Source organism: Luteimonas deserti, assembly GCF_013425765.1.
GTDB lineage: Bacteria > Pseudomonadota > Gammaproteobacteria > Xanthomonadales > Xanthomonadaceae > Luteimonas > Luteimonas deserti.
This window is the reverse complement of record NZ_JACCJZ010000011.1, coordinates 19,079-33,475: the sequence shown is the minus strand read 5'-3', so window position 1 is coordinate 33,475 and position 14,397 is coordinate 19,079. Positions and strand designations below refer to the sequence as shown.

General features: G+C 70.9%; 10 protein-coding genes and 1 pseudogene. 8 read left to right on the top strand and 3 right to left on the bottom strand.

Annotation, left to right across the window (positions count from 1 at the left end):
* Positions 1-326 precede the first annotated feature (326 nt).
* Entirely contained in the window at positions 327-725 is a 399-nt protein-coding gene (locus tag H0E82_RS05050) for a DUF6445 family protein (protein WP_235974184.1), read from the top strand.
* A gap of 49 nt (positions 726-774) precedes the next feature.
* The gene (locus tag H0E82_RS05045; protein WP_180544368.1) at positions 775-2,970 is read left to right on the top strand and encodes an AsmA family protein; all 2,196 of its coding nucleotides are present in this window, start codon (positions 775-777) and stop codon (positions 2,968-2,970) included.
* Positions 2,971-3,004: 34 nt separating this feature from the next.
* Here H0E82_RS05045 and H0E82_RS05040 read toward each other — a convergent pair whose 3' ends face one another.
* A complete protein-coding gene (locus H0E82_RS05040) occupies positions 3,005-4,186 on the bottom strand; it encodes a BaiN/RdsA family NAD(P)/FAD-dependent oxidoreductase (RefSeq protein WP_180544367.1) in 1,182 nt (393 codons plus the stop codon).
* A 198-nt stretch (positions 4,187-4,384) separates the two neighbouring features.
* Between H0E82_RS05040 and H0E82_RS16670 the strand changes: the two are divergent.
* The 6 genes and pseudogenes from H0E82_RS16670 to rpoH all read left to right on the top strand — a co-directional run.
* Positions 4,385-4,636, top strand: a pseudogene (locus H0E82_RS16670) (GIY-YIG nuclease family protein); the annotation flags it as partial.
* A gap of 90 nt (positions 4,637-4,726) precedes the next feature.
* Complete coding sequence (locus H0E82_RS16665) at positions 4,727-5,113, top strand: GNAT family N-acetyltransferase (protein ID WP_219338425.1); 387 nt, start codon at positions 4,727-4,729, stop codon at positions 5,111-5,113.
* Between the two features lie 163 nt (positions 5,114-5,276).
* Positions 5,277-6,392, top strand: a complete 1,116-nt coding sequence (locus tag H0E82_RS05030) for a UDP-N-acetylglucosamine--N-acetylmuramyl-(pentapeptide) pyrophosphoryl-undecaprenol N-acetylglucosamine transferase (protein WP_180544365.1) — start codon at positions 5,277-5,279, stop codon at positions 6,390-6,392.
* Entirely contained in the window at positions 6,389-8,020 is a 1,632-nt protein-coding gene (locus H0E82_RS05025; RefSeq protein WP_180544364.1) for a phytoene desaturase family protein, read from the top strand. Before H0E82_RS05030 ends, H0E82_RS05025 begins: the two co-directional genes overlap by 4 nt.
* A gap of 197 nt (positions 8,021-8,217) precedes the next feature.
* The gene (gene glnE, locus H0E82_RS05020; protein WP_180544363.1) at positions 8,218-10,989 is read left to right on the top strand and encodes a bifunctional [glutamate--ammonia ligase]-adenylyl-L-tyrosine phosphorylase/[glutamate--ammonia-ligase] adenylyltransferase; all 2,772 of its coding nucleotides are present in this window, start codon (positions 8,218-8,220) and stop codon (positions 10,987-10,989) included.
* Positions 10,990-11,164: 175 nt separating this feature from the next.
* Positions 11,165-12,043 (top strand): RNA polymerase sigma factor RpoH, encoded by an 879-nt coding sequence (rpoH, locus tag H0E82_RS05015; protein ID WP_180544362.1) that lies wholly within the window; start codon positions 11,165-11,167, stop codon positions 12,041-12,043.
* Positions 12,044-12,150: 107 nt separating this feature from the next.
* Here rpoH and zupT read toward each other — a convergent pair whose 3' ends face one another.
* Both zupT and H0E82_RS05005 read right to left on the bottom strand, forming a co-directional pair.
* Positions 12,151-12,960, bottom strand: coding sequence for a zinc transporter ZupT (gene zupT, locus H0E82_RS05010; RefSeq protein WP_180544361.1), 810 nt, complete (start codon positions 12,958-12,960; stop codon positions 12,151-12,153).
* Positions 12,961-12,991: 31 nt separating this feature from the next.
* A complete protein-coding gene (locus tag H0E82_RS05005; protein WP_180544360.1) occupies positions 12,992-14,335 on the bottom strand; it encodes an NAD(P)/FAD-dependent oxidoreductase in 1,344 nt (447 codons plus the stop codon).
* Positions 14,336-14,397: the final 62 nt, after the last annotated feature.

Sequence of the window (14,397 nt, the reverse complement as noted above, 5' to 3'; positions counted from 1 at the left end):
GAGGATGCTCGACGCTCGTGGTCGTCGATCCGGCGCAGATGGCTTGCCCCGCACGAGTGACTCCCGATGCCGCGCGCGTTCTCGGGCGCCGGCCGGTGCGACGCTAGGCTGCGCCGATGCCCACTTCCTTGATCGTGGTCGACGATTTCCTTTCGACGCAGGACGCTTGGTCGCTCCGCAACGCCGGCCTGGGACTGACCTGTCCGGATCTCCAGGGCGCGTGTCCCGGGCGGAATTCGCAGGAGCGCCTGCATCCGCCGGTCTCATGTCCGCGATCTCGCAATTCGTCGGCGAACAACTGCGGCCGATCGAACCGCTGCATTCGCATGGCAAGTTCCGCATCACGTGCCGGCGACATCGGCCGCGGCCGTGTCCACATCGATGGGCCGGTCGAGTGGTCCGGCATTCTCTACCTCGGTCGTCCCGAAGATTGTCGCGGCGGCACCGAGTTCTTCAGGCACCTGCCGACCGGCACGGAACGCGCGCCTCTGGATGCGCGCGAGCTGCAGGCGATGGGACTGCCGAGCTATGACGCCGTGCAGGATGAACCGATCGCGCGCGATGGCAACGATCCTTCGAAGTGGGAGCTGACGATGCGCGTGCCGATGCGCTTCAACCGCCTCGTCCTGCTCAGGCCATGGATGTGGCACAGCGCGGGTGGGGCGTTCGGCGAGGGGCTCGAGGACGAGCGACTGGTCTATCCGATGGTCTTGACCCGGGCCTGAGCCGCACGCGATCAAGGGCCCGTCACCCCGCCCAGTCCAGACTGGGGGCATGCCGACCTCCCCGATCGCACGGTGGCGCTCTCGTCGTCGCGACCTGCGGATCGCGGGTGCGGCCCTCGTCGCGGTGTACGCGCTGTATCTGGTCGCCGCCAACGTCTTCCTCAATTCGAGCTGGGGCGACGCGGTCGTCAACCGCAAGCCCGAGCGCTACCACGCGCGCTGGGACTGGGCGGCCAGCCTCTATCCCGGTCACATCCATGCACGCGGCGTGGTCATGGGCGGCCATGCGCGCACGACCCGCTGGGCGGTCGCGAGTCCCGTCGCGCAGGGCCGGATCAAGCTGCTGCCGCTGCTGGGGCGCGAGGTCGCCTTCGGTACGATCCGCGCGCGTGACGTGTCGGTGGCGGTGAGGCGCAGTGCGACCGATCTTCCGTCCACGGTCCGCCGCGGGCGCGCGCCGTGGACGTTCCGATTCGACGCGATCACCACGCCCAGCCTGCTGCGCCTGGACTTTTTCGATGCCCACGTCAGTGGCCGGGGCAAGGCCCGCTTCGCCTTCGAGAAGGAACTCGAGGGCGGCCCGATGGAAGTGGGACGGTCCACTCTGTCCATGCCCGACGCGACCCTGCGGGTGGGCACCGTCGAACTGTTGCGTGGTGGCAGGCTGGACTTCGAGCTGTCGATTCCCGCGCACATCCGCGAGCAGGCCGAGGGCGAGGACAAGCTGGTGCTGCTGGACGCGCATATGCGCGTCGACGGCCCGGCGCCGGGCCTCGATCTCGTCGCGCGCCACGGGGATGCGCTGCCGATCGACACCGCGGTCGACTCGGGTCATCTGCGCGCCGATCTGACTCTGCATCGCGGGGTCCTGATGCCGGGCAGCCGACTCGACTGGTCGGCCCCGGTCCTGTCGCGCACCGCGGCGGGCGAGGACGTGCGCCATCCGCTGGGGGTGGCCTTGCGCACGGCCGACGATCGCATCCTCGTCGCCGCGCGCATTCCCGAGGGCGCGGGCCGTCCGCCGCGACTGCATGCTGATCTCCGGATCCTCGACCGTCGGATCGGTCCCGATGACTGGCTGCGCCCGGTGCGCGCGCTGTCGGGGACCGTCGCCGCGCACTGGGCGGACGTGCCGCTGCGCTGGATCGACGTGCTGCTCGACGACGTGGACTGGCTCTCGGTCGACGGCCGGGCCGACGTGGAAGCCGATCTGCAACTGCACCGGGGACAGCTCGCGGCCGGCAGCCGCATGGACCTGCGCGATACCCGGCTGCGCGCGCGGGTGCTCGACAATCTGTTCCAGGGCAAGGCGCATGCGCAGCTGCGGGTGGCCGACGACTCAGGCGACGAGATCCTGCGGACACGGATCGCCATCGTCATGGAGCGCTTCGCACTGGCGCCCGAGCGCGCGCCGGCGCGGACCGAGCTGCAGGGCCGTGATCTGCGCCTCGATCTCGAATCCACCGGCCCGATCGCCGATTTCCACAGGACGCTCGATGCGCGGCTGCGCTTCGAGGACGCCGAAGTACCGGACCTCGCCCGCTACAACCGCTATCTGCCGGGCGACAGCGCCCGGCTGGTCGGCGGCCGCGGCGTGGCCGGTGGTGACCTGCGGCTCGACAATGCCGGCGAGATGATCGCCGGGCGGATCCGGGTGCGCGGGCAGGGCGTGCGGTTCGCGCTCGGCCCGTCGCGGCTCTCGGGTGATGTGGTGCTCGACAGCCGTCTCACGCGGATGGAGCGGGTAGGCCGGCACTACACGGTGGATTCGCTCCAGGTCGAACTCGACGGCGTGCGCCTGGAGGGCGGCTCGGCCGACGCGCCACCGTGGTGGGCCCGCGTCGCCCTGGACGACGGCACGCTGGCCTGGGGGGAACCCTTCGAGGTGAGCGGACGCGGGCGCGTGGACATGCGCGACGTCAGCGTCGTGCTCGGACTGTTCGCGGACCGCAGCGCGTTTCCGCGATGGATCGGGCGGCTGGTGGATTCGGGCGAAGTGCAGGCGACGGGCCGGCTGCGCGTGCGCGACAACGAGCTGGTGTTCGATCGCGTCGAGGCGAGCAACGACCGCATCGATCTCCGCGCCCGGATGCGGATCGCCGACGGTACGCCCGACGGCGACCTCTATGCGCGCTGGGGTGTGCTCGGGGTCGGGATGGAACTCGTCGACGGCGAGCGCACCTGGCATCTGCCCGGCGCGCGCGAATGGTACGAGGGTCGTCCCGCCCTGTTGCCACCGGAATGAAGGTGCCGGTGCGCCCCCGCGGCCACCGCCACGCTCAGGCCGCCGCGCCCGCTGCCACGCCGGACGCCCATGCCCACTGGAAGTTGTAGCCGCCCAGCCAGCCGGTGACGTCGAGCACCTCGCCGACGAAGTACAGCCCGGGCGTGCGCTGCGATTCCAGCGTGCGCGAGGAGACCTCGCGGGTATCGACGCCGCCCAGGGTCACTTCCGCGGTCCGGTAGCCTTCGGTGCCGCTGGCGACCAGGGGCCAGGCCTGAAGCAACGCGGCGGTGTCCTGCAGGTGCGCCGGCGAGAACTGACGCATCGGCCGGTTCGGCAGCCACACCTCGCACAGGCGCTGCGCGAACCGTCGCGGCATCACTTCGGCGAGCACGTTCTTCAGTTCGGTGCCGGGCCGCTCGACCTGCTGCGCCTTCAGCCAGGCGGCCGCGTCCCGACCCGGCAGCAGGTCGAGACGCAGATCGTCGCCGGGCTGCCAGTACGAGGAGATCTGCAGGATGGCGGGCCCGCTGAGGCCGCGATGGGTGATCAGCATACGGTTGCGGAAGCTCGCCCCGTTGCAGCCGGCCTCCACGTCGAGGGCCACGCCCGACAGGTCCGCCAGGCGCTCCTGATGCTTGCCGCTCAGCGTCAGCGGCACCAGGCCCGCGCGTGTCGGCACCAGGGCATGGCCGAAACTGCGTGCGATCTCGTAGCCGAATCCGCTGGCCCCCATGCTCGGAATCGACAGGCCGCCCGTGGCCACGACCAGCGACGCGCACTCCAGCGTGCCCAACGTCGTATCGAGGCGGAACCCGCCGTCCACACGGCGCGGCATCTGCACGCTGCAGTGGGCGCGGACCTGCGCACCGACACCGTCGGCTTCGTCCAGCAGCAGGCGCACGATCTGCCTGGAGGCGCCGTCGCAGAACAGCTGCCCCAGCTCCTTCTCGTGCCAGGCGATGCCGTGCGCATCGACCAGGTCGATGAAATCCTGCGGTGTATAGCGCGCGAGCGCCGATTTGCAGAAATGCGGATTGGCGGACAGGTACTGGGCCGCCGTGGTGCCGGTGTTGGTGAAATTGCAGTGCCCGCCCCCGGACATCAGGATCTTCTTGCCCACCTTGTTGGCATGGTCCACCACCAGCACCCGGCGTCCGCGTCGTCCGGCCGCAAGGGCCGTCATCAGCCCGGCGGCGCCTGCGCCCAAGACGACGACATCCCAGGTTTCGGACAATGGCGGTGACGGTGTGGCGGACATGGCGGTGAGGCAGGGCGACGTGCGTGGCCGCGCAGTCTACGTGGGTGTCTGCCGGCATGTGTCCGCCCCCTGGTGCACGCATGCGCACCTGCCGCATGCGTTCTGCACCAAGCCGGCGGACGCGTCCGCGCCGCCGCATTGACCACGGCGGAACCGGCATCCGATGATCGCGCGATGGACCCGACGCGCCGCTGGCACCTGTATCTGCTCGAATGTCGCAACGGCAGCTGGTATGCCGGCATCACCCCGGATCTGGATGCGCGCTTCGCCGCCCACGCGGCCGGGCGGGGCGCGAAGTACACCCGTGGCAATCCGCCCCTGCGCATCCTCGCAAGCCACGCGTATCCGGACCGCGCCAGCGCATCGCGCGCCGAATGGCAGCTCAAGCGGCAGCCTCGGGCACGCAAGCTGGCGTGGTTGCAGGCGGGCGGGTGCACGGCCTCGGCGATCGAGATCCGCGAGGGCGGCCTCGACGATGCACGCGTGGTCGATCTGCTCCGCCTGCATCTGGCCGACATGGCGCTGCATTCGCCGCCTGGCAGCATCCATGCCCTGGATCTCGCCGGGCTGGCGGCGCCGGGAATGACGTTCTGGACCGCTTGGCGCGGCGACACCCTACTCGGCTGCGCGGGCCTGAAGGCACTGGACGGGGATCATGGCGAACTGAAGTCGATGCGCACCGCGCCGGCCGCCCTGCGCCAGGGGGTGGCGGCCGCCCTGCTGGCGCACGCGATGGCCGAGTCGCGCCGGCGCGGCTGGACGCGGCTCAGCCTGGAAACCGGCAGCGCCCCGGCATTCGCCGCGGCCCATGCCCTGTACCTGCGTGAGGGCTTCTCGGACTGTGCGCCGTTCGCCGGCTATGCCCAGGATCCCTGGAGCCGGTTCATGAGCCGGTCGCTGTAGCGCGGTCGCGCGCTGGCCGGCGGCGCTCGATCCGCTCGCCACGGCATCGCCCGGCAGGCCATGTCCGCACCTGCCCGGTACGCCGCATCCGGTGGCGACGCTATAGTCGTCGGCCGCCGCCGCAGCGACTGCGCGCAGGCCCGTTCCGACTCCGGTATCGCCCATGCCCGATCTGCACCCCGCTCCGTTGCCTGCCATCGCCTGCGCCGCAGGCGGCACCGGAGGGCATCTGTTTCCGGCGGAAGCGCTGGCCCGTGAGCTGCAGCGGCGCGGCCATCCGGTCGTGCTCTACACCGAGCGGCGCGGCGCGGCGTTCGCGCAGGCGCTCGACGGTCTGGACCATGTCGTGCTGCCCGCGCGTTCGCTCGAGGGCGGACTCGCCGGAAAGGCGGCGGCCGCACTCACGATCCTGCGCGCGACCTGGCAGGCACGGGCCGACATGCGCCGCCGCCGGATCCGCGCACTGGTCGGGTTCGGCGGCTATCCGAGTTTCGCGCCCGCGCTGGCCGCCAGAAGCCTCGGGCTGCCGTTGCTGCTGCACGAGCAGGGCGCGCGCCTGAGCCTGGCCAACCGCAAGCTGTTGCGCTTCGCCGACGGCGTGGCGACATCGTTTCCGGCGACGGCCGGGCTCGACGGCTTCGACAGTGCGCGCATCGTCGACACCGGCAATCCGGTGCGCGCGGCCATCCTGCAGGCACGCGGCGCCTATCCGATGCTCGACGGGGCCGCGCCGCTGCGGCTGCTGGTGGTCGGCGGCAGCCAGAGCGCGCGCGTCTTCGGCGAGGTCGTGCCGCCGGCGTTGCTGCAGCTGCCCGAGGCCGTCCGCCGGCGCCTGCACGTCGCGCTGCAGTACCGCGGCGAGGGCGCCGACGCCATCGTCGCTACCTTGTCCGGGGCCGGTATCCGGGCCACCGTGCGTCCGTTCTTCGACGACATGGGCGAACGACTGCGCGAGGCCCATCTGGTGATCACGCGCGCCGGGGCGACGACCGCAGCCGATTTGCTCGCGGTCGGGCGCCCGGCGATGTTCGTGCCGATTCCCCACGGCGGCTCGCGCGACGAGCAACGGCGCAATGCCGAGGCGCTCGCGGCCGCGGGCGTGGGCTGGTGCATCCCGGAGCCGGAGTTCACCGCGCCGCGTCTCGCATCGCTGCTCGCCGAGGTGCTGTCCTCGTCACATGCGCTGCCCGACGCGGCCCGCGCCGCCGCGGCGCTGGGGCGGCCGCACGCGGCCGCGGCGCTCGCGGATCGCGTCGTCGCCATGCTGCCCCGCGCATGAGCCGCCGCCGCGCCGACTGCGACATCCTGGTCATCGGCGGCGGCCACAACGGCTTGGTGTGCGCGGCATACCTCGCAGGTGCGGGCCTGTCGGTGCGCGTGCTCGAACGGCGCGCGCTGGTGGGAGGCGCCGCGGTCACCGAGGTCTTCCATCCGGGATTCCGCAACTCGGTCGCCAGCTACACCGTCAGCCTGTTGAATCCGCAGGTCATCCGCGATCTGCAACTGGTGCGGCACGGCCTGCGCATCGTCGAACGCCCGTTCTCCAATTTCCTTCCGCTGCCGGACGGACGCGCCTTCCGCCTGGGTGGCGACGCCGGCAGTGCGGACATCGCGCGCTGGTCCGCGCGCGATGCCGCCCGCCTGCCCGACTACTACGCGATGCTCGAGCGCGTGGTCGCCGTGCTGCGCGTGCTCACCATGCGCACGCCGCCGAATGTCGGCGCGGGCTTCGTGGCTGCGGACTGGCTGAACTCCTGGGCGGTCGCGCGGCAGTTGCGGCATCTCGATCTGCGCGGGCGCCGAGACCTGCTGGACCTGTTCACGAAGTCGGCCGGCGAGCTGCTCGACGACTGGTTCGAGTCCGCGCCGCTGAAGGCCGCGCTCGGCTGGGATTCGGTGGTCGGCAATTTCGCCAGTCCGTACGCGCCGGGCTCGGCCTACGTGCTGCTGCACCACGTCTTCGGCGAGGTCAACGGCAAGTCCGGCGTCTGGGGCCACGCGATCGGCGGCATGGGCGCGATCAGCGAGGCGATCGCGGCCGAGTGCCGGGCGCGTGGCGTGGTGATCGAAACCGATGCCACCGTGGACCAGGTACTGGTCGAGAACGGTCGCGCGGTCGGCGTCGCGCTGGACGACGGGCGCATGCTGCATGCCGGGGCGGTGGTCTCCAACCTCAATCCGAAGCTGCTGTACCAGCGGCTGGTGCCGCGCGGCGCACTCGATGCCGACACCGTCGCGCGCATCGACCGCTACCGCTGCGGGTCGGGCACCTTCCGCATGAATGTGGCGCTGTCGGAGTTGCCGGACTTCACCGCCGCGCCCGGCACCACGCTGCAGCCGCACCATCAGAGCGGAATCCTCGTCGGTCACTCGCTCGGCTATTTCGAGCGGGCGTACTTCGACGCCAGATCGCGCGAGCACAATCCGGGTTGGGCGCGTGCGCCGATCGTCGAGCTGGTGATCTCGTCCACGCTCGACGACAGCCTCGCGCCGCGGGGGCAGCACGTGGCCAGCCTGTTCTGCCAGCACGTCAATCCGGTCATGCCCGAGGACGGCGGCGGCTGGGACGCGCACCGTGACACGGTCGCGCGACTGATGATCGATACGGTGGATGCCTGTGCACCGAACTTCGCGCGCAGTGTGCTGGGCTACGAGGCCTTGGGTCCGCGCGACCTGGAACAGCGGTTCGGCCTCGTGGGCGGCGACATCTTCCACGGCAGCCTCGGTCTCGACCAGCTGTTCAGCGCACGCCCGCTGCTCGGCCAAGGCGCCTACCGCGGCGCGCTGGCAGGCCTCTACCTGTGCGGATCGGGGAGCCATCCCGGTGGCGGCGTCACCGGCTTGCCGGGCCGCAACGCCGCGCGCGAGATCCTGCGCGACCACGGTCGGCGGCCACGGCCGCAGTGAGCCACGGTTTGTGTACCCACGGGTATCGTTTTGCACTGCAGCGTGCACACGGTCAACGGTTCTTTCACACTCGCCCTGCACCCGACGTGGGGGAGGGAGCAAGCCCGTAACCGGTTCGCCGGGAGCGGGCTTTTTTTTGCCCGCACGCCGGACGGGACAGGGCCGGCCGGCCGGGCGTGGATGTCATGATCGCCGGCATGGACGCTCCGTTGCCCGCCGATCTCCAAGCGCACCTCGGCCGTCTGGTCGAACGTCTCCCGCCCCGTTTCGGCGACGCCGACGCGCTTGCGCGGATCATGCCCGTCGCGCTGGTCAGCGATTTCGCCCTTGAGGTGTTCCAGCGTCAGCCCGAGGTGCTGGACGCTCTCCTCGATACGGATGGCGCCTGTCCGCGACCGCGTCCGGATCTGGCGCCCGCGCAACGCGCAGAGTGGCCCGCGCAGCTGCGGCGCTACCGGCGCGCGGAATCGGCGCGGCTGGTCTGGCGCGACGTGCATGGGCTCGACACCGTCGAAGCCACACTGGCCGGAAGCACACGGCTGGCCGAGGTCTGTCTGCAGTGCGCACTCGACGCGCTCGAGGCCGAGTTCGCCGGGCGCCATGGCCACGTGCGCGACGCCGACGGACGTCCCGTGCGTCTGGTGGTCTTCGGGCTCGGCAAGCTCGGCGGCGGTGAGCTGAATTTCAGCTCCGACATCGACCTAGTCTACGGCTTCGAATCCGCCGGCGAGAGCGACGGTGCGCGTCCGCTCGCGGCCGAAGCCTACTTCACCCGGCTCGGCCAGCACCTGGCGCGCCTGCTCGACGAAACCACGGGCGACGGTTTCTGCCACCGTGTCGATCTGCGGCTGCGTCCATTCGGCAACGCGGGGCGCATCGCATTGAGTTTCGCGGCGATGGAACTGTACTTCCAGCGCGAAGGACGCGACTGGGAACGCTACGCCTGGCAGAAAGCGCGCCCGGTGGCCGGCGACCGCGAGGCGGGCGACCGCTTCCTGGCGCTGCTGCGTCCGTTCGTCTACCGCCGCTACCTCGATTTCGGCGCGCTCGACGGCCTGCGCACGATGAAGGCGATGATCACCGCGGATGTCGCGCGCAAGGAACTGTCCGAGGACATCAAGCGTGGCGAAGGCGGCATCCGCGATGTCGAATTCCTCGCCCAGGCATTGCAGCTGATCCGCGGCGGCCGCGAGCCCGCGCTGCGGGAGCGACGTCTGCTGCCGGCGCTCGAGGCGCTGCATCGCGCCGGCCAGGTCACGGACGACGCGCTCGCGGCCCTGCGGGCCGGGTATCTGTTCCTGCGTCGGGTGGAGAACCGGCTGCAGATGCTGCGCGATGCCCAGACCCACGTGCTGCCCAACGACCGGCTGGAACGCGTGCGTCTGGCGCGGGGGCTCGGGTTTGCGGACTGGGAGGCCCTGCATGCCGAACTCCGCCTCCACCGCGGTCGGGTCGGGCGGGAATTCGAGGCCCTGCTCGCCGGACGGGCGCAGACACACGCGGTGGGTGCGCAGACCGACCTCGCCGCATGGTGGTGCGCGCTGCCGGACGGGGGGACCCCCGACGTGCTGGCCGCCGCAGGGTTCGGCGACGCGGTGGAGGTCGACGCGGCCCTGCGCGATTTCGCACGCTCGCCCAGCGTGCGCGACCTGTCGGACACGGCCCGGGCCCGCCTCGACCGGCTGATGCCGGTGCTGCTGCAGGCCAGCGCTCCGGCCGATCGTCCCGTGCAGGCGGTGCGCCGCCTGCTCGCCATCCTCCACACGCTCCTTCGCCGCGCCAGCTACCTGGCCCTGCTCGACGAGGCGCCGGCTGCGCTGGCCCGGCTGGTGGACCTGGTCACCCGCAGCGCCTTTCTCGCCGAGCGTCTCGCCGCGCACCCGCTGCTGCTCGACGAACTGCTCGACAGCCGCGTCGAGGGGCCGCTGCCCGATCGCGCCGCGATGGGCGCCGCCTGCGCGCGCGCATTGCGCCAGCCCGACCTCGAGGCCGGCCTGTTCCTGCTCAACGAGGTGCGCCAGCAACTGAGTTTCCGCATCGCACTGGCCCGGCTCGACCGCCGGGTCGAACCGCGGCAGGCCGCACGCGCGCTGGCCTGGCTGGCCGATGCGGTGGTCGATACCGTGCTGACGCTCGCGCGGCGCGATCTGGAACAGGGCCACGGCCCGGTGCCGGGGGCGCGCTTCGCTGTCGTCGGTTATGGAAGCCTGGGCGGGGAAGAGCTGGGGTTCGGCTCCGATCTCGACCTGGTCTTCCTCCATGACGCCCCGGCAGGCGCCCAGTCCAGCGGGTCGCGCCCGCTGGACGCCCAGCGCTGGGCCGCGCGCCTGGCCCAGAAGGTCGTCAACCTGCTCGGCACGACCACCGGGGGCGGGCGGCTCTACCAGGTCGACGTGCGCCTGCGTCCCGACGGTGGCAAGGGCCTGCTGGTGTCCTCGCTCGCGAGCTACGCGGAGTACCAGCGCGAGCGGGCCTGGACCTGGGAGCACCAGGCCCTGGTGCGCGCGCGCATGGTGGCGGGCGATGCGTCCATGGTCGACGCCTTCGAGTCGGTGCGCCAGGACACCCTGGCCCGTGCACGCGAGCCCGAGCGGTTGATGGACGAGGTGGCCGCCATGCGCCAACGCATGCGCGGCGAGCTCGACCGGAGCGACGCGTCGCGCTTCGATCTCAAGCAGGGCCCGGGCGGCCTGGTTGACCTCGAGTTCCGGGTGCAGGCCTGGGTCCTGCAGGGCGCCCATGCCCACCCGGCGCTGCTCGTCCCCCGGTCCACGGCCGCACTGATCGAGTGCGCGGAGGATGCCGGCCTGATCGAGCCGGCCGACGGCGCCGCCTTGCGCGAGGCCCACGCTCGCCTGCTCGGCCTCGGCCTGGATTGCATGCTCGACCGGCGCCCGCGCGTGATCGGCCCTTCTCCCGAGCTCGATGTCGCCTGCGGAACGATCCGTCGCATCGCCGGATGGCCCTGAACGCCCCGCCTTCATCGTCGATTCCTGGCCGGCGGGCGATACTCCTCGATCACGCGCGGCGCCGGTCCGCCTCGCAGGGCGAACGTCCTGCGCGAGCCGGGCGTCCCATCCACGGAACGTCGGGAACTTTCCGCCGCTTTAGCAGTCATATCCGTTGACTGCTAACATCCCTTTCATGAGCACGCAGACGATGACCCACGCCCTGGTTGCCAACAGCCTGCCGATTCCCAGCCCGCTGGGGTCGCTCGATGCCTATATCGGTGCCGTGCACCAGATTCCGGTGCTCACGGTCGAGGACGAGCAGGCGCTCGCCAAGCGCTATCGCGATCACGACGATCTCGATGCAGCGCGTGAACTCGTGCATTCGCACCTGCGCTTCGTGGTGCACGTGGCCCGCGGCTACAACGGCTACGGGCTGCCGCTGGGCGACCTGATCCAGGAGGGCAACATCGGTCTGATGAAGGCGGTCAAGCGCTTCGACCCCGATGTGGGCGTGCGTCTGGTGAGTTTCGCCGTGCACTGGATCCGTGCCGAGATGCACGAGTTCATCCTGAAGAACTGGCGCATCGTCAAGGTCGCCACGACCAAGGCGCAGCGCAAGCTGTTCTTCAACCTGCGCCGGAGCAAGACCCGCCTGGGCTGGTTGAATGCCGAAGAGGTGCGCACCGTCGCAGCCGATCTCAACGTCTCCGAGCGCGAGGTGATGGAGATGGAGTCGCGCCTGTCGGGCCGCGACATCGGCTTCGATGCGCCGGGCGGCGAGGACGATGACAATGCGCCGCCTGCACCTGCCGCGTATCTTGTCGCGCAGGAAGAGGATCCGGCGCAGGCCTACGAGCGTCGCGACAGCGAGACCGACCAGCTCGATCTGCTGCGCGAGGGCATGGCCCAGCTCGACGCGCGCTCGCGCGACATCATCCGTCGTCGCTGGCTGGACGACGAGCAGAAGGTGACGCTGCAGGAGCTTGCCGACGAGTACGGGGTCTCTGCCGAGCGCATCCGTCAGGTCGAAGCCAATGCGCTGAAGAAGATGAAGGCGCTGTTCGCGGCCTGAGTGCGGCGGTACGCGTGATCGGACGGCCCGCGGATGCGGGCCGTTTTCGTTTCAGGATCCTGGGCGCGATCCTGCTGCACACGGGTCCCGATAGCCGTGCGGCCTGCCTACCACTTGAACAGCACGAGGCTGATCGCCAGCGCCGCCATGCCGGCGACCAGGCCGTACACCGTCTCGTGGCCGCGGGCATAGCGCTTGGCCGCGGGCAGCAGCTCGTCCAGCGCGAGGAAGACCATCACGCCGGCGATCAGGCCGAATACGACGCCGAACACGGGCTCGGACAGGAACGGCCGCAGGACGGCGTACCCGATCAGCGCGCCGATCGGCTCGGCCAGTCCCGACAGCAGACAGGCGAGGAAGGCGTAAAGCTTGTTGTTGGTGGCGAAATAGACCGGCACCGCGATGGCGATGCCTTCGGGGATGTTGTGGATGGCGATCGCGAAGGCGAGCGGCATCCCCACGCCCGGATTGGACAGCGTGGCGAAGAACGTGGCCAGGCCTTCGGGGAAGTTGTGCGCGGTGATCGCCACGGCCGTGAGCAGGCCGACCCGCTTGATGTAGCTGGCGTTGTTCTCGCGGAAATAGGGATCGTCCGCGTCCAGGCGCTCGTGCGGATTGGGCACCAACCGGTCGATCGCGACGATGAACAACACACCGCCCAGAAAGGCCAGCGTGCCGAAGGTGAAGCCGAGCTGGTCGCCATAGGCGGTGGTGAAGGCCAGGACCGACTTGTCGAGGATCTCGGTCAGCGAGACGTAGACCATCGCGCCGGCGGCGAAGGCGAGGCCGAACGCGAGCAGGCGCGCGTTGGGCTTCTTCGCGAAGATCACCAGCAAACTGCCGAGACCCGTGGCGAGGCCCGCCGCGGTGGTGACCGCGAGCGCGATCAGGAAGTTCGCGTTGGAGATTTCGAGCATGGACGGGCCGGCCGCGAGGAGGAAAGCGCACTCAGTCCGGCGAGGCGTCCGGCGTCGATGGACGCGCGGCCATGCTATCCGAAGCCTGCGCCGCCGCGTCCTCGATCTGCGCCCGCGGTCCGACCTCGGGCGCGGGGCCGAGAATGATCCGGGCCGCGCGCTGGTCGGTCCAGTAGGACACCGTCCAGTTGAGCAGCACGACCATCCGGTTGCGGAACCCGATCAGGAAGAAGACATGGGCGAACAGCCAGAACCACCAGGCGACCACACCCGAGAGCTTGAGCCTGCCCAGGTGCACGACCGCGGCCATGCGGCCGATCGTGGCCAGGTTGCCGTGGTCGCGATAGACGAACGGTGATGCGCGCCGCCCGCCCAGGGCGGCGCGGATGTTGGCCGCCACGTGGCGGCCCATCTGCTTGGCCGCCGGGGCGATGCCGGGTACCGGACGGCCGTCGCTTTCGACCGCGGCCAGGTCACCGGCCACATGCAGCCACGGGCGGCCGGGCACCGTCAGCTCGGGCGTGACCCGGACACGGCCCGCACGGTCGCGTGGCGCGTCGAGCAGCGCGCCGAGCGGCGAGGCGGCGACGCCCGCCGCCCAGATCACGGTGCGTGCGGCCACCCGCTGCCCGTCGCGGCAGTACCCTTCCGCATCGAGATCGGTGACCGGCGCGCCGGTCAGCACCTTCACGCCGAGACGTTCGAGCTGCGCCTGCGCCCGCTGCGAGAGATCCTCGGGAAAGCTGGACAGCACACGGTCGCCGGCCTCGATCAGGCGCACCTGGGCCTGGGCGGGATCGATGTTGCGGAACTCGCGGCGCAGCGTACGCCTGGCGATCTCGGCCAGGGTCCCGGCCAGCTCAACGCCGGTCGGACCCCCGCCGACCACGGCGAAGCTCAGCCAAGCCGCACGCGCCTCGGGATCGCGCTCGGCCTCGGCGCGTTCGAAGGCGATGAGCATGCGCCGGCGCAGATGGAGCGCATCATCGAGCGTCTTCAGACCCGGCGCGTGCGCTGCCCAGTGGTCGTTTCCGAAGTACGCGTGGGTCGCACCCGCGGCGAGCACCAGATGGTCGAAGCCGAGGGTCAGGCCGCCATCCAAGGTCAGCGTGCGTGCATCGGCGTCGATGCCCTCCACCTCGGCCATGCGCACCTCGACGTTGCGCTGCCGGCGCAGGATGTGGCGCAGCGGCGCGGCGATGTCGGCCGAGGACAGGCCGGCCGTCGCCACCTGGTAGAGCAGCGGCTGGAACAGGTGGTGGTTGCCGCGATCGATCAGGGTGATACGCACCGGATCGCGGGCGAGCGCCCGCGTGGCCTCGAGGCCGGCGAAGCCGCCGCCGACGATGACGACATGGGGAGGAACGTTGGGCATCGGCTGTCCGCGCTGGAAGGACGCGGGCAGTCTAGGCGTCCGGCGATGTGCGCCGGGTGCAC

Bases quoted from the DNA above. Each gene is read 5' to 3' on its own strand.
- H0E82_RS05050 (WP_235974184.1), top strand. From the start codon at position 327: ATGGCAAGTTCCGCATCACGTGCCGGCGACATCGGCCGCGGCCGTGTC.
- H0E82_RS05045 (WP_180544368.1), top strand. From the start codon at position 775: ATGCCGACCTCCCCGATCGCACGGTGGCGCTCTCGTCGTCGCGACCTG.
- H0E82_RS16665 (WP_219338425.1), top strand. From the start codon at position 4,727: ATGGCGCTGCATTCGCCGCCTGGCAGCATCCATGCCCTGGATCTCGCC.
- H0E82_RS05030 (WP_180544365.1), top strand. From the start codon at position 5,277: ATGCCCGATCTGCACCCCGCTCCGTTGCCTGCCATCGCCTGCGCCGCA.
- H0E82_RS05025 (WP_180544364.1), top strand. From the start codon at position 6,389: ATGAGCCGCCGCCGCGCCGACTGCGACATCCTGGTCATCGGCGGCGGC.
- glnE (WP_180544363.1), top strand. From the start codon at position 8,218: ATGGACGCTCCGTTGCCCGCCGATCTCCAAGCGCACCTCGGCCGTCTG.
- rpoH (WP_180544362.1), top strand. From the start codon at position 11,165: ATGAGCACGCAGACGATGACCCACGCCCTGGTTGCCAACAGCCTGCCG.
- zupT (WP_180544361.1), bottom strand. From the start codon at position 12,960: ATGCTCGAAATCTCCAACGCGAACTTCCTGATCGCGCTCGCGGTCACC.
- H0E82_RS05005 (WP_180544360.1), bottom strand. From the start codon at position 14,335: ATGCCCAACGTTCCTCCCCATGTCGTCATCGTCGGCGGCGGCTTCGCC.